The sequence below is a fragment of the Streptomyces sp. NPDC001530 genome, from assembly GCF_042894545.1.
Lineage (GTDB): Bacteria > Actinomycetota > Actinomycetes > Streptomycetales > Streptomycetaceae > Streptomyces.
Map to the genome: position 1 here is coordinate 293,969 of NZ_JBIAVS010000003.1, position 21,860 is coordinate 315,828.

The following is a 21,860-nucleotide window of genomic DNA, read 5'->3' on the forward strand; positions in this document are numbered from 1 at the left end:
CCTGGACCAGGCGTGCGTGCCGCGGTAGGGGATCAGCGCGCCGAGTGAGGCATGGGCCTCGATGCGGGCGAGCGGTCCGCTATAAGCACAGGTGGAAGCCGCTGCCGAAGCCAAGGTGCTGGTTGTCCGGGCGGGTCGGGTCGAACCGGTCGGGCTCGGGGACCCCTCTTCCCGCATGAGGGCGGAACGGGAGGCTCGCACGGCGACTCATCGAGGAACGCTGCCGGTCGGTCGTCAGCCCAGGGCACGGTCGAGGTTGAAGGCCGCGCTGATGAGGGCGAGGTGGGTGAATGCCTGGGGGAAGTTGCCCAGTTGCTCTCCGGTGTGGCTGATCTCCTCGGCGTACAGGCCGACATGGTTGGCGTAGGTGAGCATTTTCTCGAAGGCCAGGCGGGCTTCGTCCAGTCGTCCGGCGCGGGTGAGGGCCTCGACGTACCAGAAGGAGCAGATGGAGAACGTGCCTTCGTCGCCTTCGAGGCCGTCGGGGCTGGCCTCTGGGTCGTAGCGCCAGACCAGGGAGTCGGAGACGAGTTCGTTGCCGAGGGCATCGAGGGTGGACAGCCAGACGGGATCGGTGGGGGAGACGAACTTCGTCAGCGGCATCATCAGCACCGCCGCGTCCAGTACGTCGCCCTCCTCGTGCTGGACGAAGGCTTGCCGGGTGGGCGACCAGCCCTTGTCCATGATCTGCCAGTAGATCCGGTCCCGGACCGGACCCCAGTGGTTGAGTTCGGCGGGCAGGCTACGGCGCAGGGCCATGCGGATGGCGCGTTCGATGGCCACCCAGCACATGAGGCGGGAATAGAGGAACTTCTTGCGTCCGCCGCGGGTCTCCCACACGCCCTCGTCCGGCTGGTCCCAGTGCTCGCAGACCCAGTCCACCAGGGCGCACACCGCGCGCCAGTGGCCGCTGGAGAGGGGCCGGCACCACTTGTCGTACAGGTACACGGAGTCGATCAGGGCGCCGTAGATATCGAGTTGCAGCTGGGTGGCCGCGCCGTTGCCGACCCGCACGGGCGCCGAGCCCCGGTAGCCCTCGAGGTGGGGCAGCTCGCGTTCGGGCAGCTCGGCCCGTCCGTCGATGCCGTACATGATCTGCAGCGGCCCGGACGGTCCGTCGTCGTGCCGGTCGATGTGCTGCGTGAGAAAGCCCATGAACGCCTCGGCCTCCTCGGCGAAGCCGAGTCTGAGCAGCGCATAGACGGCGAACGCGGAGTCGCGTATCCACGTGTAGCGGTAGTCCCAGTTGCGGCCGCCGCCGAGCTGCTCGGGCAGGCTCGTGGTCGGGGCCGCCACGATCGCACCGGTGGGGGCGTAGGTGAGCAGTTTCAGGGTGAGGGCGGAGCGGTGCACCATCTCCCGCCAGCGGCCGCGGTAGCGGGACTGCTGCAGCCAGCGCCGCCAGAAGGCGACCGTGGCGGTGAACTCCCGCTCGGCCTGGGCGTGCGGGCAGCCGCGCGGCGGAGTCTCGTCGGTGACCCTCTCGAGTGCGAAGACCGCCGTGTCGCCCTGGGACAGCGTGAACTCGGTCCGTACGTCCTTCCCGTCGGACTCCAGCGGCACCGTCGCGGCCAGCGTCAGCGACAGCGCCTCGGAAGCGAACAGGGCGGCGCCCTCCAGCATCCGCAGGGTGTGCGGTTGGGCGCCGTAGCCGAAGCGGGGAGCCACCCGGGCACGGAACGGGATCGTCCCGCGGACGCACACCACCCGCCGGATCAGCCGGTGGCGGTCGGACTCGTCGGCGTGCGTCACGGGCATGAAGTCCTGGATCTCCCCGAGCCCGTCCTCGGTGAAGAACCGGGTGATCAGTACATTGGTGTCGGGGAAGTAGAACTGTTTCGTGCCGGCGGGCACGGCCGCGGACAGTTCGAACGCCCCGCCCAGGTCCGCGTCCAGGATGGCGGCGAACACGCTCGGGGAGTCGAAGGACGGGCAGCAGTACCAGTCGATGGTCCCGTCGGTACCCACCAGGGCCGCTGTGCGCAGATCCCCGATCAGGCCGTGCTCGGCGATCGGCAGGTACCGGGCTGACGTGTGCTGTGTCGGCGCTCCGGACATCGCAGCGGCCTCTCTGTGCTCCTGCCTCCACTATGGCCCTTCGCTGTCGCGGCGGCACCAGGTCGGCCCGGCGGGGACGCCGCCGGGCCGACCTGGTGCCGCCCCACCGGAGCCGTTCCGCTTTCGTCACACCCTCTTGCGGGCTCGTGCGACATGGTTCTCCACTCCGGCGACCGCGGCGTCCAGCGCGGAGTTGAACATGGTGTCGATCACGTCCTTGGAGGGCGGGGGCGCGTCTTCTCCGCCGGGGCCCGGCGGTGCCGGTGGCAGGGTGGCCCACCGCTGCAGTGCCCCGTTCAGTTCGCCGAGCAGCAGACCCGTGAACACACCGACCAGGGTCGCGGCGACGCGCGGAATCTCCTCCTCGGGCAGTTTCGCGGCGGCCAGGATGTCGATCAGTGCCTGCCAGAAGGGGTCCTCCGGCTGCACGTAGTCGGGGCGCGTGAAGGAATACCCCATCAGTTTCGGGTGACGGTGCGACAGTTCGCGGAAGTCCCGGGCCAGTTCACGCAGTCGGTCCTGCCAGGGGATGTCTCCCCGCTCCTCCGCGCTGAACTGCGAACCGACCCGGTGGGCCACGCCGCGCAGCACGGCGTCCTTGTTCGGCACGTGGTGGTACAGCGACATCGGGTTCGCATCGAGCGCGGTCGCGAGTTTGCGCATGGTGAGCGCCTCGACCCCGTCGGCGTCGATGAGCTGCAACGCCATGGCGTAGATGCCGTCCTTGGTGAGCGGTACGTCCCTCTTTCTCGTGCCCCGAGGGGGCTTCCGTTCATTAGCCATACAGTGTATGGTAGCAGTGTCGGCAGTAATGCGGAGGATAGCGGCATCGTTTTCAGCCCTCCGTTCATCCCGGCTTCGCGGAAGTGGGGCTGGTTGCGATGCTGTGCGCCTGGTGGGCTGCGCCGACTGGCGGCGGGCGGTGGACAGTCCCGGACTGGTGGCCTTGGCGAGGCCGCCAAGGCGCGCCTTGAACAGGAAAAGGCACGACTGGAAGCCGTGCTCGAGGAGTGCGGCAAGGCGCTCGAGCAGCGGCTTCAGCGCACTGCCGCCTAAACGCGTGCAGGCATAGAACCAGGCAAGGCGTGTCGGCCGCCCCCCTTCCCTGGTGTGCTCGTCTGCGGCAGCAGATCGCAGGTATGTGCTGCCGAGGGGACCCTGGCGAACCCGGCTTGCCCGCTCTCACGGTGATGCCGGACCGATCGAGCGCGGCGTAGAGATGAGAGGCGCCGCCGCGAGGCGGCACGCGCGCCTGCTTCTCCGGTGCTGCCGTCAGCCGCCAACGCGCATGGTGCAGATCCGACCGCCGCGATGCGTACTGGCAGGCAGGGGGATTGGCTGCTCACCGGGATGTCGCCGCGGCCGCCGTCGCGGACCGTAGATGTCCTCCACGGGTCGCACCCACCAGGAGAGGCCCGGTCAAGCCGCCGGCTGACGACGACCGGCCTCGCCTCTCGCCTCCTCCAGCCGGGAGCGCGTTCGGAAGCGCCTGATCTTGATGTGAACCCGCTGCGCGAGCGACGCCGTCCCTGATGAGCCGAACATTCCCGTTTCTCGACCCCAGGTCTGCCGATTGAGTTTCCATACGTCGTATGGTACCACTGTAGGCATACAGCGTATGGAAACCGGGTGCTGCCGTACCGGCGCCCCGCCACACCGAATGGCGCCCTGCCCGCCTTTCCCCTTGGAGGAGCCAGTCATGACCACACAGCCCGAGACCGACCTGCGGCCCATCCGGTCTCCGCGGGGTGTCCCGCTCTTCGGCCACACGCCGCAGATCCCCAGCACCAACCCGGTGGAGTACTTCGGCAAGCTGTCCAAGCAGTTCCCCGAGGGGCTCTACGGCATGGAGATCGCCGGCATCGAGCAGGTCTTCGTCTGGGACCCGGACCTGGTGGCCGAGGTCTGCGACGAGACGCGGTTCTTCAAGCAGATCGACAAGACGCCGCTGGCCCATGTCCGGGACTACACGGGAGCCGGCCTGTTCACGGCCCACCAGCACGAAGAGGAATGGGGCATGGCGCACCGAGTCCTCCTCCCGGCCTTCAGCCAGCGGGCGATGAAGGGCTACTTCGGGCAGATGCTGGAGATCGCCCAGAACCTGGTGGGCAAGTGGGAGCGTAAGGAGGGCCGGCCGGTCAACATCACCGACGACTACACCCGGCTGACGCTGGACACCATCGCCCTGTCGGGGTTCGGTTACCGGTTCGACTCCTTCGCCAAGGAGGATCTGCACCCCTTCCTCAAGGCGCTGCTGGAGGCGCTGGTTGAGTCGCTGCGGCGCTCGCAGGAGCTGCCGATGATGACCAAGATGCGCAAGGCCGATGACAAGAAGTACCGCGCGAACATCCGGCTGATGCGGGACCTGGTCGAGAGTGTGATCAAGGAGCGCCGTGAGGGGAACGGCACGGGTGAGGACGACCTGCTGGGCCTGATGCTGGAGGCCACGGACCCGGAGACCGGCAAGGGGCTGGAGGACGACAACGTCCGTGACCAGGTGGTGACGTTCCTGATCGCCGGTCACGAGACCACCAGTGGTCTGCTGTCGTTCGCCACGTACTCGCTGATGCGCAACCCGCACATCCTGGCCCAGGCCTACGCCGAAGTGGACCGGCTGCTGCCGGGTGACACGGTCCCGGACTACGACACGGTCATGCAGATGGACGTGATCCCGCGGATCCTGGAGGAGACCCTGCGCCTGTGGGCTCCCATCCCGATGATCGGCAAGTCCCCGCTGGAGGACACCGTCATCGGCGGCTGCTACGGGCTGAAGAAGGGCGCGCGGGTCAACATCCTTGAGGGTCCGCTGCACACCCACCCCAAGGCGTGGGACCGGCCGGAGGAGTTCGACATCAACCGGTGGCTGCCGGAGAACCGGGTCAACCACCACCCGCACGCCTACAAGCCGTTCGGCAACGGCGTGCGTGCCTGCATCGGCCGGCAGTTCGCGCTCACCGAGGCCCGTCTGGCCCTCGCGCTGGTGCTGCAGAAGTTCAAGTTCTCCGACACTGACGACTACAAGATGGACGTCAAGGAAGCGCTGACGCGCAAGCCCGGCGGCTTCGAACTGAACGTGCGGGCCCGTCAGGAGCACGAGCGGACCGTGTTCGGCGCAGTGGACCTGCAGACCGACGACACGCGGGCGCAGGCCGCGGTCAGCGGTGTCGGGGTGAACCTGACCGTCGCCTACGGCTCCAGCCTGGGCTCGTGCGAGGACCTGGCGCGCACCATCGCCGACCGCGGTGAGCGCTCCGGATTCGGCACCACCTTGGTCGGCCTGGACGAGCTGGGTGACAACCTGCCCACCGAGGGCCTGCTCGTCGTCGTGGCTTCCAGCTACAACGGCAAGGCCCCGGACAACTCGCAGCGTTTCGACGACCTGCTCGCCGCCGGACTCCCGGAGGGCTCGCTGTCCAACGTGCGGTTCGCGCTGCTGGGTGCCGGCAACACCCAGTGGGTGGCCACCTACCAGGCCTTCCCCAAGCGGATCGAGGCAGGCCTGCTGGCCGCCGGCGCCACCCGCGTCATCGAGCGCGGCATCGCGGACGCCGCCGGTGACTTCGACGGCATGGCCACCCGCTGGATGGACACCCTGTGGACCACCCTGGCCGAGGAGTACGCCGCCGACACCTCCGAAACCACCGGGCCGCGCTTCGAGGTGCAGCTGCTGACCGAGGCGGAGGTGCGTCCCGCGATCGTCTCCGAGCAGGCCTACCCCCTCACCGTGGTCGCCAACGAGGAGCTGGTCAGCGACGCGACCGGGCTGTGGGACTTCAGCATCGAGCCGCCGCGCCCGGCCGCGAAGTCCATCACCATCGAACTCCCCGACGGTGTCACCTATGACACCGGCAACCACCTGGCCGTCTTCGCCAAGAACGAGCCCGCGCTGGTCAACCGCGCCCTCGCGCGGCTCGGCGTCGACCGCGACCAGGTCCTGCGCCTGGACCAGCCCGCCGGTGGCCGCACGCACCTCCCGGTGGGCACTCCCGTCACCGCGGGCCTGCTGTTCACCGAGTTCGTCGAGCTGCAGGACGTGGCCACGCGATCCCAGATACAGACGCTGGCCGGGCACACCGAGTGCCCGTGGACCCGGCCGCAGCTGGAGGCCTACACGGCCGACACCGCCGAGGCCGAGGAGCGCTACCAGACCGAAGTCCTGGGCAAGCGCGTCTCCGTGCTCAACCTGCTGGAGCGCTTCCCCGCGGTCGAACTGCCGCTGGCGGTCTTCCTGGACATGCTGGGCCCGATCCGCCCCCGCTTCTACTCCATCTCCTCCTCCCCGCTGGCCAACCCCCGGCACGTGCGCCTGACCGTCGGCCTGCTGGAAGGCCCGGCCCTGTCCGGCGACGGCCGGTACCGCGGCACCTGCTCCTCCTACATCGCAGGCCTCAATCCCGGTGACGTCTTCTACGGCTACGTGCGCGTGCCCTCCCCGACCTTCGCCCCGCCGGCCGACCCCGCCACGCCGTTGCTCCTCATCGGCCCCGGCACCGGCATCGCGCCGCTGCGCGGCTTCCTGGAGGAGCGTGCCCACCAGCACGCGAACGGCACCCAGGTGGGTCTGTCCCAGGTCTTCGTCGGCTGCCGCCACCCTGAGCACGACTACTTCTACCGGCAGGAGATGCAGGACTGGGAGCAGGCCGGGATCGCCCGGGTGCACACCGCCTTCTCCGCGGTGACCGGACACCCGGCCCGGTTCGTCCAGGACGCCATCGCAGGCGCCGCCGACACCGTGTGGCAGGCCATCCAGGCCGGCGCGTACATCTACGTCTGCGGTGACGGCCGCCGCATGGCACCCGCCGTGCGCGAGGCCCTCGCCGCCATCTACCGCAAGCACACCGGCAGCGACGACGAGGCCGCCCAGCAGTGGCTCGCCCAGCTGGAAGCGGACGAGCGCTACCAGCAGGACGTCTTCGCCTGATCCCCCCAGACGCCGGGAGGGTGCGGCGGTCCTGACACCCCGCACCCCTCCCGGCCACCACTCACCCACGAGGCACCACACGGCACCCATCGGCCCGAACCGCCGGGAGTGCCGCTCACAGAAAGCAGAGCACCATGGACACCATGCTCGCCGGACGCTTCCACCTGGACAGCAAGAAGTTCGCCGTGGAGGAGGTCCCTGTCCCCGTGCCCGGCCCGGGCGAGGTCCTCATCGAGGTCAAGGCCGCAGGCGTCTGCCTCTCAGACGTCCACCTGCTCGACGGCTCCCTCGTCCCGCTGTTCGCCACCTCCGACACGGTCACCGTCGGCCACGAGGTCTCCGGTGTGATCCACACCCTCGGCCCCGACCTCAAGCGCGGCCTGACCGTCGGCACCCGCGTCACCCTGGAGGCCGGCAAGACCTGCGGCCAGTGCGCCGGCTGCGTGCGCCGCCGCCCCTGCACCCAGATGCTCACCGCCGGCATCGACTACGACGGCGGCTGGGCCCAGTACACCCTCGCCCGCGAGGACACCCTCATCCCCATCCCGGACAACCTCCCCTTCGACCAGGCCGCGATCATCCCCGACGCGGTCTCCACCCCCTACGCCGCCGTCGTCGCCACCGCCGGGGTGCGCCCCGCACAGTCCGTCGGCATCTGGGGCGTGGGCGGTGTCGGCGCCCACAACGTCCGCGTTGCCCGCCTGGCCGGCGCCGCGCCGATCATCGCCGTCGACCCGCTGCCCGGCGCCCGGGAGCGTGCCCTGGCCTTCGGTGCGGATGTCGCCCTGGACCCGGCCGCCGACGACTTCGCCGACCAGGTCCGCGCGGCCACCGGCGGACGGGGCCTGGACTTCGCCTTCGACTGCGCCGGCGTGCCCGCCGTCCGCGAGCAGGCCGCCGCCGCACTCGGCCTGGGCGGAGTCCTCATCCTGGTCGGCATCAGCCCCAGGCCCCTCACCATCACCGAGGGTCTGACCTTCAACTACCTCGGCAAGCAGGTGCGCGGCCACTACGGCGGCACCCCCGAGTCCGTCACCGAGCTGGTCCGGCTGGCCGAGGTCGGCCGTCTCGACCTGGCCCCCTCCATCACCGACCACATCCCGCTCGCCGAGGCCGCCGACGCGGTCAACCGGCTGGAGAACAAGCTCGGCGACCCGATCCGCCTCATCCTCGTTCCCTGACACCTGAACAGAACCCGTAGCTGAACCAAAAGTTCATCAAGACCACCTCGGGCAGGGGTGAGTGGGCGCCGGTGCTTGAGGGAGCACCGGCGCCCACGGTCTTGTGTGGACGGTCAGTTCACAAGGGTCTTGGTGAGCGCGGGCCGCCAGGGGTGTTGGCCGCGCGGATGAGGGTGCGGCGGGCGGCGTACCCGAAGCGGCGGGCGGGCATGAAGAAGTGCCGCACGCGTGGGGCTCCCTCCGGTGGCGGGTGACGAACGGGCGCAGCCGTTGCTCCCACACGCCGAGGGCGGCGGGCAGGTGGTCGCGTTCGGCGAGCAGCCGGGCCAGCAGTTCGGCGCCCGCGATGCCCATGCCGGAACCCTGCCCGAAGTGCAGGGTCATGCACCAGGCGGAGTCGCCGAGCAGGACGACCCCTTCGCGACAGTGTTCTCCAAAGCCGTCTGCCCGCTGGACGACATCGCCGACACATTTCTCGCCCGCGCCCGGCCAGCACCAGAACGTGCCGACGACACCGCCCTCCTGCTGGTGAAGGTCCCTTGAGGCGGGCGGCGGCTGCCGCGACGGCTGGACATCACCGGAGGGCGACAGCCGGGTCGCCCGCCGGCGCGGGGGATCAGGCGTGGTTGAGCCCGTACCGGGGGCCGAGAACGGCGACTGCCTTCTTGAGCTCCTCGCCCAGGTCGTCGAGACGATCCGCTTCTGCGGGGTCGACGGCGGCGCTGATCGCCGCTATCGGACTGCCGTCGGATGCCAGCAGGGGCGTGGCCACTGCAAAGGCGTCCTTGAACGTGACTCCGCGGTTGAAGGCGAGTCGGCGGGAGCGGATCTCGGGGAGTTCGGCGAGGAACTGCCGGACCTCTCCTGCCTGTTCCGCACCGGCCAGCTCCAGGAGCCGGTACATCTCCTCGTCGGGGACGCTGGCGAGCAGAGTCTTGCCGGCAGCGGTCGTGAAGAGGGGGCGTCGGGAGTGGGTGCGCGCGACGAAAGTCAGGCTGGGTGACTCCTGCCCGGCATGGTCGGCGTAGACGAGGGCGTCGCCGACGCGCACCCCGACGAGGACGGTGCAGCGGAGGACCTCGCTGAGCTCGGCCAGGAACTGGTGATCGAGTGACAGCGCGGCCAGCTTGTTCGCGCGAGCGGCGAGGATGAAGGGCCCTGGTCCGAGGTGGAACCGGCGGTCGTCCTCGATGAGGTAGCCGCGGGCGAGAAGTCCGTTGGTCAGCTCCTGAACGGAGCTCTTCGCCGCGTCCAGGGCGGCTGCCAGCTCAGCCAGCGTCACTCCCCGCGGGCTCAGCGCCACGGCTTCGAGGATCCCGATCACTCGATCGACCGTGCGATGCGGGCGGACAGGCATGCGGCCGATGCTAGCACCGTCCTGTCCGCCAAAAGTCCGTGCACAAGTCTTGTCAGGGAGGCGTGGGTCGCCGTAGCGTCCCAGCCATCCGGAAATCCGGTTCATCGTACGTAAATACGTACGCCTCTCCTTGCATCCCTACGCACCACCTCGCATGTCCGGAAGGTCGGCACTCCCACCGAAAGGCCCGAACATGAACGCACCAGTGTCTCCCACGGTGATCAGCACGTACGGCGGCCGCGCTCCGCTGCCGCTCGTCTCTCTGCCGCAGGGTGAGCTTCTGACCGTCAACATCGATCAGATTCCGATGTTCAAGGATCTTGTCGGCCCAGGCATTCACATCCAGACGCTGCGCCTGGACCCCGAGCGCGGAGAGTGGGTCTTCCTGTCCACCTTGGCACCCGGTGTCGAGCTGCCGATCCACTACCACACCGGTACGGCTCAGGTGTGGACGATCCAGGGCCGCTGGCTGTACCGCGAGTACCCCGACCAGCCGCAGACGGCGGGCTCCTACCTGTACGAGCCCGGCGGCTCGGTGCACACCTTCTACACCCCCGAGGACAACACCGAGGACACCGTTGCCCTGGCCTGGATCGAGGGTGCGCAGGTCAGCTTCAACGAGGACGGCACCTTCCACTCGGTCATGGACGCGGTGACCCTCCAGCACCTGACCGAGACCGCGGCGGCGGCGCAGGGCACGGGACCGGTCGGCTACATCCACGGCGGCGCCGCCGGCGTGATCAAGTCCTGATCGGCAGGGGAGCGGCCATGCGACCGGCGTTCGACGGCATCCGGGTCCTGGAACTGGGCCAGATCTACAACGGCCCCTACTGCGGGCTCCTGTTCGCACAACTGGGCGCCGACGTCATCAAGGTCGAGCCACCCGGCGGTGAGCCACTGCGCTTCCGCTCGCACGAACCGATCGAGTCCCACGAGTTCGTGATGCTCAACTCCCACAAGCGGAGTGTGATGCTCGACCTGAAGACCGACGCCGGTCGCCAGGCGCTGCTCGACCTGGTCGAGACCGCCGACGTGTTCATCGAGAACTACGCGCCGGGCACTATGGAGCGCCTCCAGCTCAGCCCGGCGCGGCTCCTCGAACACAACCCGCGTCTGGTCGTGGCCTCCGGCAAGGGCTACGGGTCCACGGGCCCGTACGCACACATGTCGGCCATGGACATCACCGTGCAGGCGATGTCCGGCAGCGCCTCGGCCACCGGGGAGGCCGACGGGCCGCCGACCAAGGCCGGCGCCGCGTTCGTGGACTTCTCCGGCGGCATCCACCTGTTCGGGGCGATCAGCGCGGCCCTGTTCCAGCGCGAGCGCACGGGACGGGGGCAGATCGTCGAGGTCTCGATGCACGACACCGTCTACCCGATGCTCGCATCCAGCCTGGGCGGCCTGCACAACAACCCCGGCCGAGAGCTCCCCGAGCGCACCGGGAACCGGCATACGGGCATGGCGATCGCGCCGTACAACATCTACGAGGCTAGCGACGGATGGCTGGCGATCATCTGCATCGCCGAGCGGCACTGGCACGGCGTGGCAACCGCACTGGGCCGGCCCGAGCTGATCGACGACCCCAGGTTCCGCACGCAGAAGGACCGGGTCGCCCACATCGACGCGGTCGACGAGCAGGTCTCTTCCCGCACCAGGACCCGGACGCGTGCCGAGCTGGTGCGGGACCTGCAGGCCGCCGGTGTGCCCTGCGCGCCGGTCAAGTCGATCCGCGAGGTCGACTCCGACGAGCACCTGATCCAGCGCGGCATGATCCAGTACGTCGAGCACCCGGCCAGGGGCCGGGTGCCGGTGGCGGGATGCCCTCTGAGGCTCAGCGACTCGCCGGTGGGCCCGCTGCGGGCCGCCCCGCCGCTGGGCGAGTCGACGCGGGACGTTCTCGCGGAGCTTGCCGGCCACGCGGATGCGGCCGGCGAAGCCGGCACCCAGATCAATGATGAGGATCCCAGGCATGTTCACACCTGAACCCGGTACTCCGCTCGCGGAGTACTACGACCAGACCCACCCGCGGACCGGAACCGTCCTCTCGCGCCGGAGCCTCGGCACGCTGGACGCGGTGAGCATCGGCCGTTACGCACTGACCATCGGCGCCGCGGACCCGGTCCACTACGACGCCGCGGCCGCACGTTCGGCCGGGTACGCGGATGTCGTGGCGCCACCGAACATGCTCGCCGCGATCGTGGAGTGGGGCATCGGCACCCCCGAGGCCCAGCTTCAGCCCGACGGGACACCCCTCGGCGGTGACACACCCCTCGGTGACGGCGACCTCGGGCTGCGCGCCATGGGCGCCGGCGAGGAGATGGAGCTGGTCACTCCCGTGACCGCGGGGACGGAGGTGGTGCTCGAAACCACCCTCGAGGCGGTCACTCCCAAGCAGACCCGCGCCGGCACCTGCGTGTTCGTCACGACCCTCCACACGTTCACGTCCGCCCAGGGTGCCGTCCTCAACCGCAACCGGCGCACCGTCGTACTGCGCAACCCCTTGCAGGAGTCGTAGTGTCCATCAACTACCAGGTCGGGGACACACTCCCACGGCTCAAGCACACGGCCACGGCCTTTCAGCTGTTCCGCTACAGCGCCGTCACCTGGAACCCCCACCGCATCCACTTCGACGAGTCCTACGCACGCGAGGAGGGCCACGGCGGTCTCGTGGTGCACTCCCACCTGCGAGCGGCGCTTGCCCTGCGCTGTGTCACCGAGGCTCTCGGCCCCCAGTGGCGCGTGACAAAGGTCGCCTACCGCCTGCGCAAGCCCGTCTGTGCACCCGCCAACCTGGCCTACACCGCGCGGGTGACCCACATCGAGGGCGACAGCATGACCCTTGAGCTCGCCGAGGAACACCCCTCCGGCGAGGTGGGGTTCGAAGGGACGATACGGGTCAGCAGGGCCGAAGGAGAGAACGCCGGCGGTCTTCGCTCCTCTACACCGGAAGAGTTGGCATGACGTCAGCATCAGAACGGGGCAAGCGCCCTCTCCGCGTCGGGAACTGCTCCGGCTTCTACGGCGACCGCGCCTCGGCCATGGCCGACATGGCCCGAGCGGGCGGCATCGACGTCCTCACGGGTGACTACCTCGCCGAGGTCACGATGCTGATCCTCGGCAAGGCGCGCGCCAAGGACAGCACGAAGGGCTTTGCGACCACCTTCCTGCAGCACCTCGACGCGGCACTCGAGCACCTCGTCGCCAACAGGATCAGGCTCGTCGTCAACGCCGGAGGACTCAACCCCGCCGGGCTGGCCGCCGCGACGCGCGAACTGATCGCACGCCACGGTCACGACCTGCGGGTCTCCCACATCGAAGGCGACGACGTCTTCGCCAGCCTCGGCGATCTGCGGCAAGCGGGCCATTGTCTACCGCACCTGACGAGTGGTCAGCAGCTGTCGGACTGGCCGCACCAGCCGCTGACGGCCAACGCCTACCTCGGCGGCTTCGGCATCGCGCGCGCCCTCCACAACGGCGCCGACATCGTCGTCACGGGCCGCGTCACCGACGCCTCCCTGGTCGTCGGTCCCGCCGCCTGGTGGTGGGGTTGGACGCCTGACGACCACGACGCCCTCGCCGGCGCGGTCGCCGCCGGACACGTCATCGAGTGCGGGCCTCAGGCGACCGGCGGTAACTTCTCCGGCTTCCGTTCCGTCCCCGACCTCGTGGAGCCGGGGTTCCCGATCGCCGAGATCGCCGGCGACGGCTCCTCGGTGATCACCAAGAACCCGGGCACCGGCGGCGTGGTCACCCAGGACACGGTCACCGCCCAACTGCTCTACGAGATCGGTGAACCCGCGTATCTCAACCCCGACGTGACCGCCCACCTGGACACCGCGACGCTGACAGACCTCGGCGAGGACCGCGTCGGGATCCGCGGCGTGCGAGGCACGGCGCCGTCCAGGACGACCAAGGTCGCGATCACAGGGGTGGGAGGCTGGACGAACAGCGCGATCCTCGCGCTCACCGGCACGGACCTCGACGCGAAGGCCGCCCTCGTGGAGCAATTCGTCCACCGCTACGCCGAGGCCGTCAACGGGCTCGACGCGGTCGCCGTCGAGCGCATCGGGCGGGCCCAGCCCGATCCCGACACCCAGAACGCGGGAACCGAGCTGCTCAGGATCACCGTGCAGGGGACGCAGCTGGCCGCTGGGCGCGTCTTCTCGTCGCGCGTGGTCGAGCTGGCCCTGTCGAGCTACCCCGGGCTGTACTCCCTCGGCCCTCCGCAACCGGGGTCCGCATTCGGTGTCTACTGGCCCGCACTGCTCGACCAGCGGATGCTCCAGCACACGGTCCACCACTACGACGGCACGACCGAGATCATCGCCCCCGGCAACCCGGACGGAGCCGGTGGCGAGGTAATGCCGCAGGCCGAGCCGGCGCTCGCGCCATCCGTGCCTGCGCCGCGGGCAGACGAACTCGTCGTCGCCCCACTCGGTGAGATCGTGCACGCCCGCTCCGGCGACAAGGGTGGCGACGCGAATCTCGGCGTCTGGGTACGCGACCGTGCGGCATGGGACTGGCTCAGGTCCACCCTCACCGTCGACGAACTGCGGCGCCTTCTTCCCGAAACACGCGGACTGGAGATCTCGCGCCACGAACTCCCCTACCTGGGCGCGGTCAACTTCCTCGTCCGAGGACTGCTCGGGGCCGGCGCCACCTCGACACTGCGGCTGGACTCGCAGGCCAAAGCACTCGGCGAATGGCTGCGCTCACGGAGCATCAAGGTGCCGCGATCTCTGGTGCGATCCTGACGACGCCATGACCCACGACAGGCCTCACAGTTGACGGGCAGGTGGCGCGGCTTACGGAGCATGGCGTTCTGCAGGTCGGGGGCGGGTCCTCGACGAGGCGTGCCGTGCCGAGGCGGGGGATCAGCGCGCCGGGCGCGGCATAGGCTTCCAGCTTGAGCCGGGGATCGGAAGCTCGCCCGGCGACTGCTCCAGGGACGCCGCCGGGCCCGCCCGTCAGCCCAGCGCGCCGGCGCCCGCATCGACCTCATTTCGGGCGAGGCCGGCGGCGTCCAAGGCCCCGCACTGACCAACTGGCCCATCTCCGGAGCGGTGATCACCCTTGAGCCCGGCCGACCCCCTCCCCGGGCTCATAGCTGTCGATGGCGTGGTCCTGGACGGCCGACGGCGCGAAGGCGAGCACCACCAGGCCCACGCCGGTGGCGGTAAGTGGAAGGCGGCCTCCCACCCGGTATCGCACGGGGCTCGCGTCGCGCGCCGAAAGCCGCTCTACGAGCGGCACCTCTCCCTGCTCCCGGACGGCGAGCAGCACATGCTGACGGGTGACGTGGAAGAGGTCCTCTATGTACGGCATAGCCACGGACCGCAGCCCGTGACCGCGCGGAGCCAGGGAAGCGGTCTCGAGCAACCGCAGCCCTACGACGTAGCGGCCGTCGTCCAGACGTTCCAGCGCGCCCAGCTGGACGAGCGACCGAAGCACGACAGCGGCAGACGTGACCCGGCGGCGCCCTCCTGTTGAGGGCGAACCGGCAGGATCGGCGGCTCCGGCGGCAGCGGGCGGGTGCCGACACGGTGCGCTTTGGCCGAGCTCAGCACCATCCTCACGACCTACAGGTCCGTATCGGCGTTGCCCTCGTCGTTCCAAGAGTCTCGCCGCTTGGTCGCGCTCTTTGCGGAAGCGCTCTTCTCCTGCCCCTCCAACAGCTCCAGGAGCGCAGCGTCTGCCTTTTTCTCGTCTTCCTTCGTCAGTTCGAGAGGCGCGTTGTGGCAGACGGTGTACCGGTCGGGATGAATGATGTTGGTGGTCCTCAAGGTGAACGTCAGAAGCGAGCGCCACCCCTTGCGGTGGCCAACCCTCACTTGGATTCGGACCTTGTAGTCACGGGCCTCCGGAACGAATCCGGGAAACGGTGCCTCGAACTCGATGAAGAGTCGTTGCGCTTCTCTGCCGGCCACGATGAATCCGGCCGGCAACTCCGGTTCCTCGTCCGGCCCGGGTTGGAGACGGGATGGTGAAGCCGTCCACAGGAGTGGCAGATGAGAGGCGGGCTCATCAGGGAAGGTCAGCCTGAGATCCTGCACGACTATCGGCTTGGCACCGGTGTTATGAAGGACGAGCGGAATCCGCAGGCGAACCATGGAGCCGTGGACAATCGCCGCAAAGGAATGAGGCTCCCACGACTCCAGGCGCCCCTGTCTGGCGTTGAGCCACCAGAACGAGGCGATGGTGAAGAGCAATGCGCAGATCGACAGCAAGCCCGCACCCGAAATCGATGAGGACGCATTCTGATCAGCAACGGCCATCACGAAAAGCACAAATTCACCTCAGGGTGGGCACGCTATCAGGGCTCGGTGAGGCGGGGTCCTCGAGCGACCCGGCCTCTTGATGAGTGGCAGCTGGGCCGACTTCATCCTTCGGCGAGGAAGTGCGCCAGCGAAGCGTCCAAGTCGATGTGCCCGAGCTCGGCTCCCCTGGGCACTAGGGTCTCCGTTCCCTGCAGGAACGTCTTGATTTCGTGCGTCCGGGCTTGGAGCAAGGCCGCACCAGCTGGCGGGTTGAGAAGGATGTACGAGTCGCAGCGGTCAGGCCCGTCGGCGGGCCATATGCGTATGTCCCCCTCGCCGGCGGGGCCTTCCAGCCCGTCGATCAGAAGATCTCGTCCAATGATCCATTCCACCGTCTCGTCGCTGTCGACAGCGGTGAATGCGGCATGGATGACATAGGGGTCACGGGGCTCGTACCGCAGCCTCATGCTTACAGGCAAGGACATCTCATGCGCAACGACAAGTTGCACATACAGCCCCTGAATCACGGTTCTCAACGACTTCATTGGTCTTTACTCCTGCTGCCTCGAGTCATACCGGGAGGGCCATCGGAAGGGCCTGTCAAGGAGGCCTGAACAGAGCAGCGACCGGAGCTCTACCTGTCGTGGTGGTGGCTCGCCTTGTCGCGGTCCCGGCGGTCGTCGTTGTGACCGTCCCGGCGGTCATGGTCACGGTCACGGTCCTCGTCGCCGCCCCAGCGGTGGTCATTGGCCTCGACACCGGCGGCGGGGCGATTGTTCGATGCAGCGGCGCGGAACGCTCTCCTTCATGAGCGTCAGCCGGCTCTGCACAGCGCCACCGGGCGCGAGAGAGGTTGCCGATGAGGCAACTCCCTCAGATTCCGTACAGTGTACGAAACCTCCCTTCCGTAATGCCATACGCTGTATGGAAAATCGATGGGGGCGTCGCCAGTAAGGGGAGAGGCTCACCTCTCGCTCATGGTGGCGGCGACGCGGCGCAGGAACCCGGGCGTCGCACCGGAAGCCGACGCCCCGCGTGGCGAACTGGATCACCGACTGGGACCTGCGCAGTGTCCGAGAACGGCCGTCACGGAACACCGAGGCACCACACGCAATCAACGAAGTCGAGATCTTCTTGATCGCGAACGTTGCTCGTGAGCAGTACAGGCTGCGGCCGCCATCCTCGAAGGCTGGTGGATGGCGCCCGGCATGAGGGGCGGGCGACGCCGACGAGCCCGGCACGTCAACGAGGCCCGCTCGGCCGCGTCCAACTCGGCTCGGATGCGGCCGGGTTCCCACGCAGCCCCTCGGCTCGACGGCGCGCGGTGAGTTCGTGCTGTTCCGGCAGTCCGCTGGCCAACGACATCACGCCACCTGCCCCGGGATCGATGACACGACAGGCCACCACTCCCACGGAATCACCGCGCGCATGCCTCGTCGGAGAAAACGCGCTCATCACGCCGGGAAGACAACAGCTCCTCAGGCATTCCAGTGCGCCTCAAGGGCTGCGGCGACCTCGGCCGGCTTCTGGATCAACGTCCAGTGGCTGCAGTCGAGTTTGACGACCCGGGACGCTCGCACAGCTTGGCCGAGTTCATCGGCGAACGCGATCGGACAGGCCGGGTCGAGCGTCCCCCAGAGGACCAGGGACGGCGCGGACACGTTCGCCAGTTCCGGTTCCCACTCCGCGCCCACCGTCACGGCGGAGCGGTAGAGCTTGAGGATGCTGTCCCTCATCGAGCCGTCCACGCGACGGACCATTTCCTCGGCCACGTCAGCCGGAACATCGAGTTTGCTCAGGTCCTTGGCGAAGGACGCTGGGTCAAGCTCGTTCATGAACCGGTCCCCCTCGACCGGGTCCTGCCAGATCTTGGCCAGCGGATGCCAGTCGTACTGAGCACTGACCGGAGCGCTACTGCCGGCCCACGTACGAACCAGGTCCGGCCGTATCGAAGCGACGCGCGCGGTGAGAATGCAGCCCCAGTCATGGCCGACCAGGTCCACCGGCTCGCCGACTTGCTCCAGCCGATCGATGAGCCAATCGACGTACTCCTCTTTGGTGGAGCCGAAGCCTTGCGGCCGCGGTGCGCCGAAGCCGGGCAGGTCCCAGGCCGCGACGTCACTTCGGCTCAGGTGCTGGCACACGCCGTCCCACACACGGTGGGTGTCGGGGACGCCGTGGATCAGAACTGCTGGCATGGACGAGCTCCTCCGTAGGACAAAAGCCTCATACATGAGATTTTTATCATTATTACGGCCTTTGGTCCAGAAGTGCGAATCGGGGCCCTGGAGCCCGGCATCAGCCTGCGGCCGGTGGGTGTGGTGGGGACGAGAAGGGCAGACGCACCCTTCGGTGGTGTGCCATGAATGGGTGGTGCCCGGCGAGCCCCCGTAGGGCCGCTTGGGCACCGAGAGCACCAGCGACTGCACCTGCCGGCGGCGGCGCCGGCCCTTCCGCTGCCGGCCGGGTCACCGCCTGATCGTGGGAATGCGATGCCTGCCGAGCGTGGCGGTGCGTGTCGAACTGAGCAACGGCCCCGCGACCACGGCGGGCGATCACTCGGCTGTCGGTGTGACCCGCGAGTAGCGTGGGTTACGGACCAACCCACCTGGAAGGGTGTGACCATGGTCGAGCACCGCACCGTCACGGTTGGAGGGCGTCGGCTGCACATCGCGGCGGAGGGTGAAGGACCCCTGGTTCTCCTGCTCCACGGCTTTCCCGAATGCTGGTACAACTGGCGCCACCAGTTCACGCCCCTGGCCGGGGCCGGATACCACGTCGTCGCCGTTGACCAGCGCGGTTACGCCCACAGCGACCGGCCTGCCGCGGTTGAGGAATACACCATCCTGCACCTCGTCGGCGACGTCATCGGCCTGATCCGCGAACTCGGCGCACAGCAGGCCGTGGTCGTCGGCCACGACCTGGGCGGCATGGTCGCCTGGTCCACCGCGCTGATGCGGCCCGACGTCGTCCGGGGGGTCGTGGGCCTCAGCGTCCCGCCGCCGCAGCGCGGTCCGGTTCCTCCGCTGCAGGCGATGCGCGAGCTGTTCGGCGGCCAGTTCTACTGGAACTACTTCCAGACCCCCGGCGTCGCGGACGCCGAGCTCGCGAAGGACCCGCACGCCACCTTCCGTCGCGTGATGTACGGCCTCTGCGGCGACAACCCGCACAGCGACCCGCCGGTCGAGCCGCTCGTCCCACCGGGCAAGGGATTCCTGGACCTCTTCGAGGACCCCGAGGAACTTCCCGCCTGGCTCACCGAGGCCGACATCGACACGCTCGCGACGGAGTTCACCGAAGCCGGGTTCACCAGCGCCCTCAACTGGTACCGCAACTTCGACCGCAATTGGCAGCTGACCGCCCCATGGGACGGCGCGCAGTACCAGATGCTTGGCCGCTACATCACCGGCGATCGGGACCTGGTCTACGGGTTCCCGGGGATGGACCAACTCCTCCCCACCCTGCCTACGCTCCACCCGACCGTCGGACCGGCGCACATTCTGCCCGGCTGTGGCCACTGGATCGCCGAGGAACGCCCCGGCGAGGTGAATGCGGCGCTCCTGGAATTCCTCGGAGCCCTGAACACCTGACGATCAGTCGGCTGCGGTCGAAGTCGGCACGTCTTTTGGCAGCTGTCCGCGGGAGCGGCGGGCGCCCACAGCGGTGCGGGCGCCTTCACAGCCTTGATCGCGGCCTGCGGTACAGGGCTTGATGTCGTCCGTTGTCCACGACGCGCGGGTGGGCCCGATGTGGTCCGCTTCCCTTCCGCACACCGACCTGAAGAACGAGTTCTATGACCAGGTCCGCACCCGGGGCGGCAGCCCGGACAGCGAGCAAAGCCTGCGCAAGCAGATCTGTCGCCTCAAGGAACTACGGGCTGCCGACACCAAGGAGATCGCCCGGCTCAAGGCCGACGTCGAAGCCCTCATCGGCGCCCTGCACCAGGCGACGGTCGAGAACCAACTCCTGCGCCGGCAGATGACAGAACGTACGGCCGTACTCCGCTCGCTGCCCGACAACATTGGCCCGGGACCATCAGTGGCACCCGACCGTGAGGTCCTTGAGGATTGGTGACCGGGCGTGCAAGGCGTGATCAGCGGCCATGCGCAGGCACGCCGGAAGCCCCCGGACCTGCACGAACCGATCAGTGATCAAGAACGACAGCTGCCCTGAGAGATGTCTTCCGTAACACCGGATTTGCGGTCGTCGGAAGACGGGGCGAGCATTTTTTTAGGAGCGGAACGGCCGGGGCAAGCCTTGATGCCGACGCAATCGGATGTGTACGACCTTCGGACCGTGACGCTCACCGGCAGTAAGCGTCACCGCGAAGGTACCGCCGTGGCGAAGAAGATCGGAACATACGGGTGCTCAGCCGGTGGCGTCGGCGGGGGCGACGGGTGGGCAGTCCAGCTGGGCGGCAGATCGGAAGGAGTCTGCCCATGCGGATCGCCGTGGACCTGAATCGGTGCCAGGGATACGCACAATGCGTGTACTTGGCGCACAAGGACTTCAGATTGACTGGCCAGGAGGCGCTCACCTACGAGCCGAACCCCGATGACGAGCGGCGCCTGCAGGTCGAGCGAGCCGCTGCGGCGTGTCCGGTGCAGGCGATCGTGATCGACCGCTTGGACGGCGCGGAGGGGAGCGCGACGTCATGACCGTGCCGGCAACGGTCGCAGAGCTGGTGCGCGCGTTCAGGGCCAGCGGCCGGATCGTCATCGTCGGTGCGTCCCTGGCCGGACTGCGGGCCGCCGAAGCCCTGCGTGAGGAGGGCTTCACCGGGTCTCTGACCATCATCGGGGACGAGCCGTACGAGCCCTACGACCGTCCCCCGCTGTCCAAGCAGGTGCTCAAAGGCTGGGTGCCGGCCGACCACACCAAGCTGCCCCGCCTGCGAGAAGTGAATGCGCAGTGGCGGCTCGGGGTGGCCGCCACAGGGTTGGACCGGGCCGCGAAGCAGGTGCGCCTGGCCGACGGCGAGCAGATCCCCTACGACCGGTTGCTCATCGCCACGGGCACCCGGGCGCGACAGTGGCCGAACCCGGACGAGGCCGCCCTGGACGGGGTCTACACGCTGCGCTCGCGTGATGATGCCGCACAGCTGCAAAAGGCGCTGGCCGCGCCGCCGTCGCGGGTCATGGTCATCGGGGCCGGGTTCATCGGCTCGGAGGTGGCCTCCGTCTGCCGGGAACTCGATCTCCCGGTGACCGTCGTCGAGCGGGGCTCGGCGCCACTGGTCGGCGCGCTCGGCGGGGTGATCGGTGAGATCGCCGCGGAGATGCAGCGCGGCCACGGCGTGGACCTGCGCTGCGGGCTGGGCGTGTCGTCACTGGAGGGCGACTCCGGCGGACACGTGCGGCGTGCTCATCTCTCGGACGGAACCACCATCGACGCCGACGTGGTGGTGGCCTCGCTGGGGTCGATCCGCAATGTGGAATGGCTGGAGGGCGCCGGGCTGGCGTCCGGTTTCTGGGGCGTCGGCTGCGACGCCGGCGGTCGCGCCTTCGACGTCAACGGCGTGATCACCGACAGCATCTACGTGGCAGGGGACGTGGCGCGCGCGCCCCACGTGCTGTACGAGTACCAGTTCCTCGCGATGGAGCACTGGGACAATGCCGTTCTCGGCGCCGAGGTCGCGGCCCACAACATGGTGAACCTCGAGCCTCACTATCGCCCGCATCTGTTGCTGCCCGGCTTCTGGTCCGGTCAGTTCGGCGTCAACATCAAGTCCGTCGGCGTGCCGCCTTTCGGCGACGAGATCGTCTTCACGCAGGGGTCCGTCAAGGAGCGCCACTTCGCCGCCGCCTACGGTCGCCGGGGCCGCATCGTCGCCGCCGTCACCTTCGATCACGGCAAGTGGCTGGAGTACTACGGGAAGCTGATCGAGCAATCGGGTCCGTTCCCGCCTCCGCCGCCGGGCTGGGACCAGCCCCCCGACATGAAGCCGATCCCGGCCGAGTTCCCGCAACCCGGCGTCCCGACGGCGGTCCCCGACGTCGTCCTGACCGGCCACGACCCGAGCGAGCGGAGGGCCGAGTTCCGGTCTCGCCCTCGTTGACGCGCCCGCCGGATGGGCGTCCAAGCGG

Annotated in this window: 19 protein-coding genes; 12 read left to right on the forward strand and 7 right to left on the reverse strand. The window is 68.8% G+C overall.

All coding sequences use genetic code 11. The features are described 5' to 3' along the window. Positions 1-234: 234 nt before the first annotated feature. Positions 235-2,058 carry a glycoside hydrolase family 15 protein gene (locus ACFY0T_RS06905; RefSeq protein WP_388865298.1) on the reverse strand — a complete coding sequence of 608 codons (1,824 nt, stop codon included), beginning with the start codon at positions 2,056-2,058 and terminating at the stop codon, positions 235-237. A 126-nt stretch (positions 2,059-2,184) separates the two neighbouring features. Then, the gene (locus ACFY0T_RS06910; RefSeq protein WP_388865300.1) at positions 2,185-2,841 is read right to left on the reverse strand and encodes a TetR/AcrR family transcriptional regulator; all 657 of its coding nucleotides are present in this window, start codon (positions 2,839-2,841) and stop codon (positions 2,185-2,187) included. Between the two features lie 916 nt (positions 2,842-3,757). On the opposite strand from ACFY0T_RS06910, the gene ACFY0T_RS06915 reads away from it, so the two are divergent. The 3 genes from ACFY0T_RS06915 to ACFY0T_RS06925 all read left to right on the forward strand — a co-directional run bounded on the left by ACFY0T_RS06915 (position 3,758) and on the right by ACFY0T_RS06925 (position 8,703). Then, complete coding sequence (locus tag ACFY0T_RS06915; protein ID WP_388865301.1) at positions 3,758-6,979, forward strand: cytochrome P450; 3,222 nt, start codon at positions 3,758-3,760, stop codon at positions 6,977-6,979. Positions 6,980-7,113: 134 nt separating this feature from the next. After that, the gene (locus ACFY0T_RS06920; protein ID WP_388865303.1) at positions 7,114-8,160 is read left to right on the forward strand and encodes a zinc-binding dehydrogenase; all 1,047 of its coding nucleotides are present in this window, start codon (positions 7,114-7,116) and stop codon (positions 8,158-8,160) included. A 228-nt stretch (positions 8,161-8,388) separates the two neighbouring features. After that, positions 8,389-8,703 carry a hypothetical protein gene (locus ACFY0T_RS06925; protein WP_388865305.1) on the forward strand — a complete coding sequence of 105 codons (315 nt, stop codon included), beginning with the start codon at positions 8,389-8,391 and terminating at the stop codon, positions 8,701-8,703. Between the two features lie 73 nt (positions 8,704-8,776). Here the strand turns inward: ACFY0T_RS06925 and ACFY0T_RS06930 are convergent, their stop codons facing one another. Beyond that, complete coding sequence (locus ACFY0T_RS06930; RefSeq protein WP_388865307.1) at positions 8,777-9,517, reverse strand: IclR family transcriptional regulator; 741 nt, start codon at positions 9,515-9,517, stop codon at positions 8,777-8,779. Positions 9,518-9,710: 193 nt separating this feature from the next. Between ACFY0T_RS06930 and ACFY0T_RS06935 the strand changes: the two genes are divergently transcribed. The 5 genes from ACFY0T_RS06935 to ACFY0T_RS06955 are packed head-to-tail and all read left to right on the forward strand — an operon-like array spanning position 9,711 to position 14,271. Further along, the gene (locus ACFY0T_RS06935; protein ID WP_388865309.1) at positions 9,711-10,268 is read left to right on the forward strand and encodes a 2,4'-dihydroxyacetophenone dioxygenase family protein; all 558 of its coding nucleotides are present in this window, start codon (positions 9,711-9,713) and stop codon (positions 10,266-10,268) included. 17 nt (positions 10,269-10,285) lie between these two features. Further along, complete coding sequence (locus ACFY0T_RS06940; RefSeq protein ID WP_388865311.1) at positions 10,286-11,500, forward strand: CaiB/BaiF CoA transferase family protein; 1,215 nt, start codon at positions 10,286-10,288, stop codon at positions 11,498-11,500. Then, on the forward strand, positions 11,487-12,032 hold the full coding sequence (locus tag ACFY0T_RS06945; RefSeq protein ID WP_388865313.1) for a MaoC family dehydratase N-terminal domain-containing protein: 546 nt from the start codon (positions 11,487-11,489) through the stop codon (positions 12,030-12,032). The genes ACFY0T_RS06940 and ACFY0T_RS06945 overlap by 14 nt, the downstream gene beginning before the upstream one ends. Further along, positions 12,032-12,478 carry a MaoC/PaaZ C-terminal domain-containing protein gene (locus ACFY0T_RS06950; protein WP_388865315.1) on the forward strand — a complete coding sequence of 149 codons (447 nt, stop codon included), beginning with the start codon at positions 12,032-12,034 and terminating at the stop codon, positions 12,476-12,478. Before ACFY0T_RS06945 ends, ACFY0T_RS06950 begins: the two co-directional genes overlap by 1 nt. Further along, the gene (locus ACFY0T_RS06955) at positions 12,475-14,271 is read left to right on the forward strand and encodes an acyclic terpene utilization AtuA family protein (RefSeq protein ID WP_388865317.1); all 1,797 of its coding nucleotides are present in this window, start codon (positions 12,475-12,477) and stop codon (positions 14,269-14,271) included. The genes ACFY0T_RS06950 and ACFY0T_RS06955 overlap by 4 nt, the downstream gene beginning before the upstream one ends. A 313-nt stretch (positions 14,272-14,584) precedes the next feature. Here ACFY0T_RS06955 and ACFY0T_RS06960 read toward each other — a convergent pair whose 3' ends face one another. The 4 genes from ACFY0T_RS06960 to ACFY0T_RS06975 all read right to left on the reverse strand — a co-directional run bounded on the left by ACFY0T_RS06960 (position 14,585) and on the right by ACFY0T_RS06975 (position 17,972). Further along, a complete protein-coding gene (locus ACFY0T_RS06960; RefSeq protein ID WP_388865319.1) occupies positions 14,585-14,968 on the reverse strand; it encodes a hypothetical protein in 384 nt (127 codons plus the stop codon). A 128-nt stretch (positions 14,969-15,096) separates the two neighbouring features. After that, positions 15,097-15,804 (reverse strand): hypothetical protein, encoded by a 708-nt coding sequence (locus tag ACFY0T_RS06965; RefSeq protein ID WP_388865320.1) that lies wholly within the window; start codon positions 15,802-15,804, stop codon positions 15,097-15,099. Positions 15,805-15,896: 92 nt separating this feature from the next. Then, on the reverse strand, positions 15,897-16,319 hold the full coding sequence (locus ACFY0T_RS06970) for an SsgA family sporulation/cell division regulator (RefSeq protein ID WP_388865322.1): 423 nt from the start codon (positions 16,317-16,319) through the stop codon (positions 15,897-15,899). A 933-nt stretch (positions 16,320-17,252) separates the two neighbouring features. Continuing rightward, positions 17,253-17,972 (reverse strand): alpha/beta fold hydrolase, encoded by a 720-nt coding sequence (locus ACFY0T_RS06975; RefSeq protein ID WP_388865324.1) that lies wholly within the window; start codon positions 17,970-17,972, stop codon positions 17,253-17,255. Between the two features lie 426 nt (positions 17,973-18,398). On the opposite strand from ACFY0T_RS06975, the gene ACFY0T_RS06980 reads away from it, so the two are divergent. From ACFY0T_RS06980 to ACFY0T_RS06995, 4 genes are all read left to right on the forward strand, one after another. Further along, positions 18,399-19,364: an alpha/beta fold hydrolase gene (locus tag ACFY0T_RS06980; protein WP_388865326.1), complete on the forward strand. Its 966-nt coding sequence runs from the start codon at positions 18,399-18,401 to the stop codon at positions 19,362-19,364. A gap of 157 nt (positions 19,365-19,521) precedes the next feature. Further along, positions 19,522-19,848, forward strand: coding sequence for a hypothetical protein (locus ACFY0T_RS06985; protein ID WP_388865328.1), 327 nt, complete (start codon positions 19,522-19,524; stop codon positions 19,846-19,848). Positions 19,849-20,213: 365 nt separating this feature from the next. Beyond that, entirely contained in the window at positions 20,214-20,432 is a 219-nt protein-coding gene (locus ACFY0T_RS06990; protein WP_388865330.1) for a ferredoxin, read from the forward strand. Continuing rightward, complete coding sequence (locus ACFY0T_RS06995; RefSeq protein ID WP_388865332.1) at positions 20,429-21,832, forward strand: NAD(P)/FAD-dependent oxidoreductase; 1,404 nt, start codon at positions 20,429-20,431, stop codon at positions 21,830-21,832. Before ACFY0T_RS06990 ends, ACFY0T_RS06995 begins: the two co-directional genes overlap by 4 nt. Positions 21,833-21,860: the final 28 nt, after the last annotated feature.

Bases quoted from the DNA above. Each gene is read 5' to 3' on its own strand.
- ACFY0T_RS06905 (WP_388865298.1), bottom strand. From the start codon at position 2,058: ATGTCCGGAGCGCCGACACAGCACACGTCAGCCCGGTACCTGCCGATC.
- ACFY0T_RS06910 (WP_388865300.1), bottom strand. From the start codon at position 2,841: ATGGCTAATGAACGGAAGCCCCCTCGGGGCACGAGAAAGAGGGACGTA.
- ACFY0T_RS06915 (WP_388865301.1), top strand. From the start codon at position 3,758: ATGACCACACAGCCCGAGACCGACCTGCGGCCCATCCGGTCTCCGCGG.
- ACFY0T_RS06920 (WP_388865303.1), top strand. From the start codon at position 7,114: ATGGACACCATGCTCGCCGGACGCTTCCACCTGGACAGCAAGAAGTTC.
- ACFY0T_RS06930 (WP_388865307.1), bottom strand. From the start codon at position 9,517: ATGCCTGTCCGCCCGCATCGCACGGTCGATCGAGTGATCGGGATCCTC.
- ACFY0T_RS06935 (WP_388865309.1), top strand. From the start codon at position 9,711: ATGAACGCACCAGTGTCTCCCACGGTGATCAGCACGTACGGCGGCCGC.
- ACFY0T_RS06940 (WP_388865311.1), top strand. From the start codon at position 10,286: ATGCGACCGGCGTTCGACGGCATCCGGGTCCTGGAACTGGGCCAGATC.
- ACFY0T_RS06945 (WP_388865313.1), top strand. From the start codon at position 11,487: ATGTTCACACCTGAACCCGGTACTCCGCTCGCGGAGTACTACGACCAG.
- ACFY0T_RS06955 (WP_388865317.1), top strand. From the start codon at position 12,475: ATGACGTCAGCATCAGAACGGGGCAAGCGCCCTCTCCGCGTCGGGAAC.
- ACFY0T_RS06970 (WP_388865322.1), bottom strand. From the start codon at position 16,319: ATGAAGTCGTTGAGAACCGTGATTCAGGGGCTGTATGTGCAACTTGTC.
- ACFY0T_RS06975 (WP_388865324.1), bottom strand. From the start codon at position 17,972: ATGCCAGCAGTTCTGATCCACGGCGTCCCCGACACCCACCGTGTGTGG.
- ACFY0T_RS06980 (WP_388865326.1), top strand. From the start codon at position 18,399: ATGGTCGAGCACCGCACCGTCACGGTTGGAGGGCGTCGGCTGCACATC.
- ACFY0T_RS06985 (WP_388865328.1), top strand. From the start codon at position 19,522: ATGTGGTCCGCTTCCCTTCCGCACACCGACCTGAAGAACGAGTTCTAT.
- ACFY0T_RS06990 (WP_388865330.1), top strand. From the start codon at position 20,214: ATGCGGATCGCCGTGGACCTGAATCGGTGCCAGGGATACGCACAATGC.
- ACFY0T_RS06995 (WP_388865332.1), top strand. From the start codon at position 20,429: ATGACCGTGCCGGCAACGGTCGCAGAGCTGGTGCGCGCGTTCAGGGCC.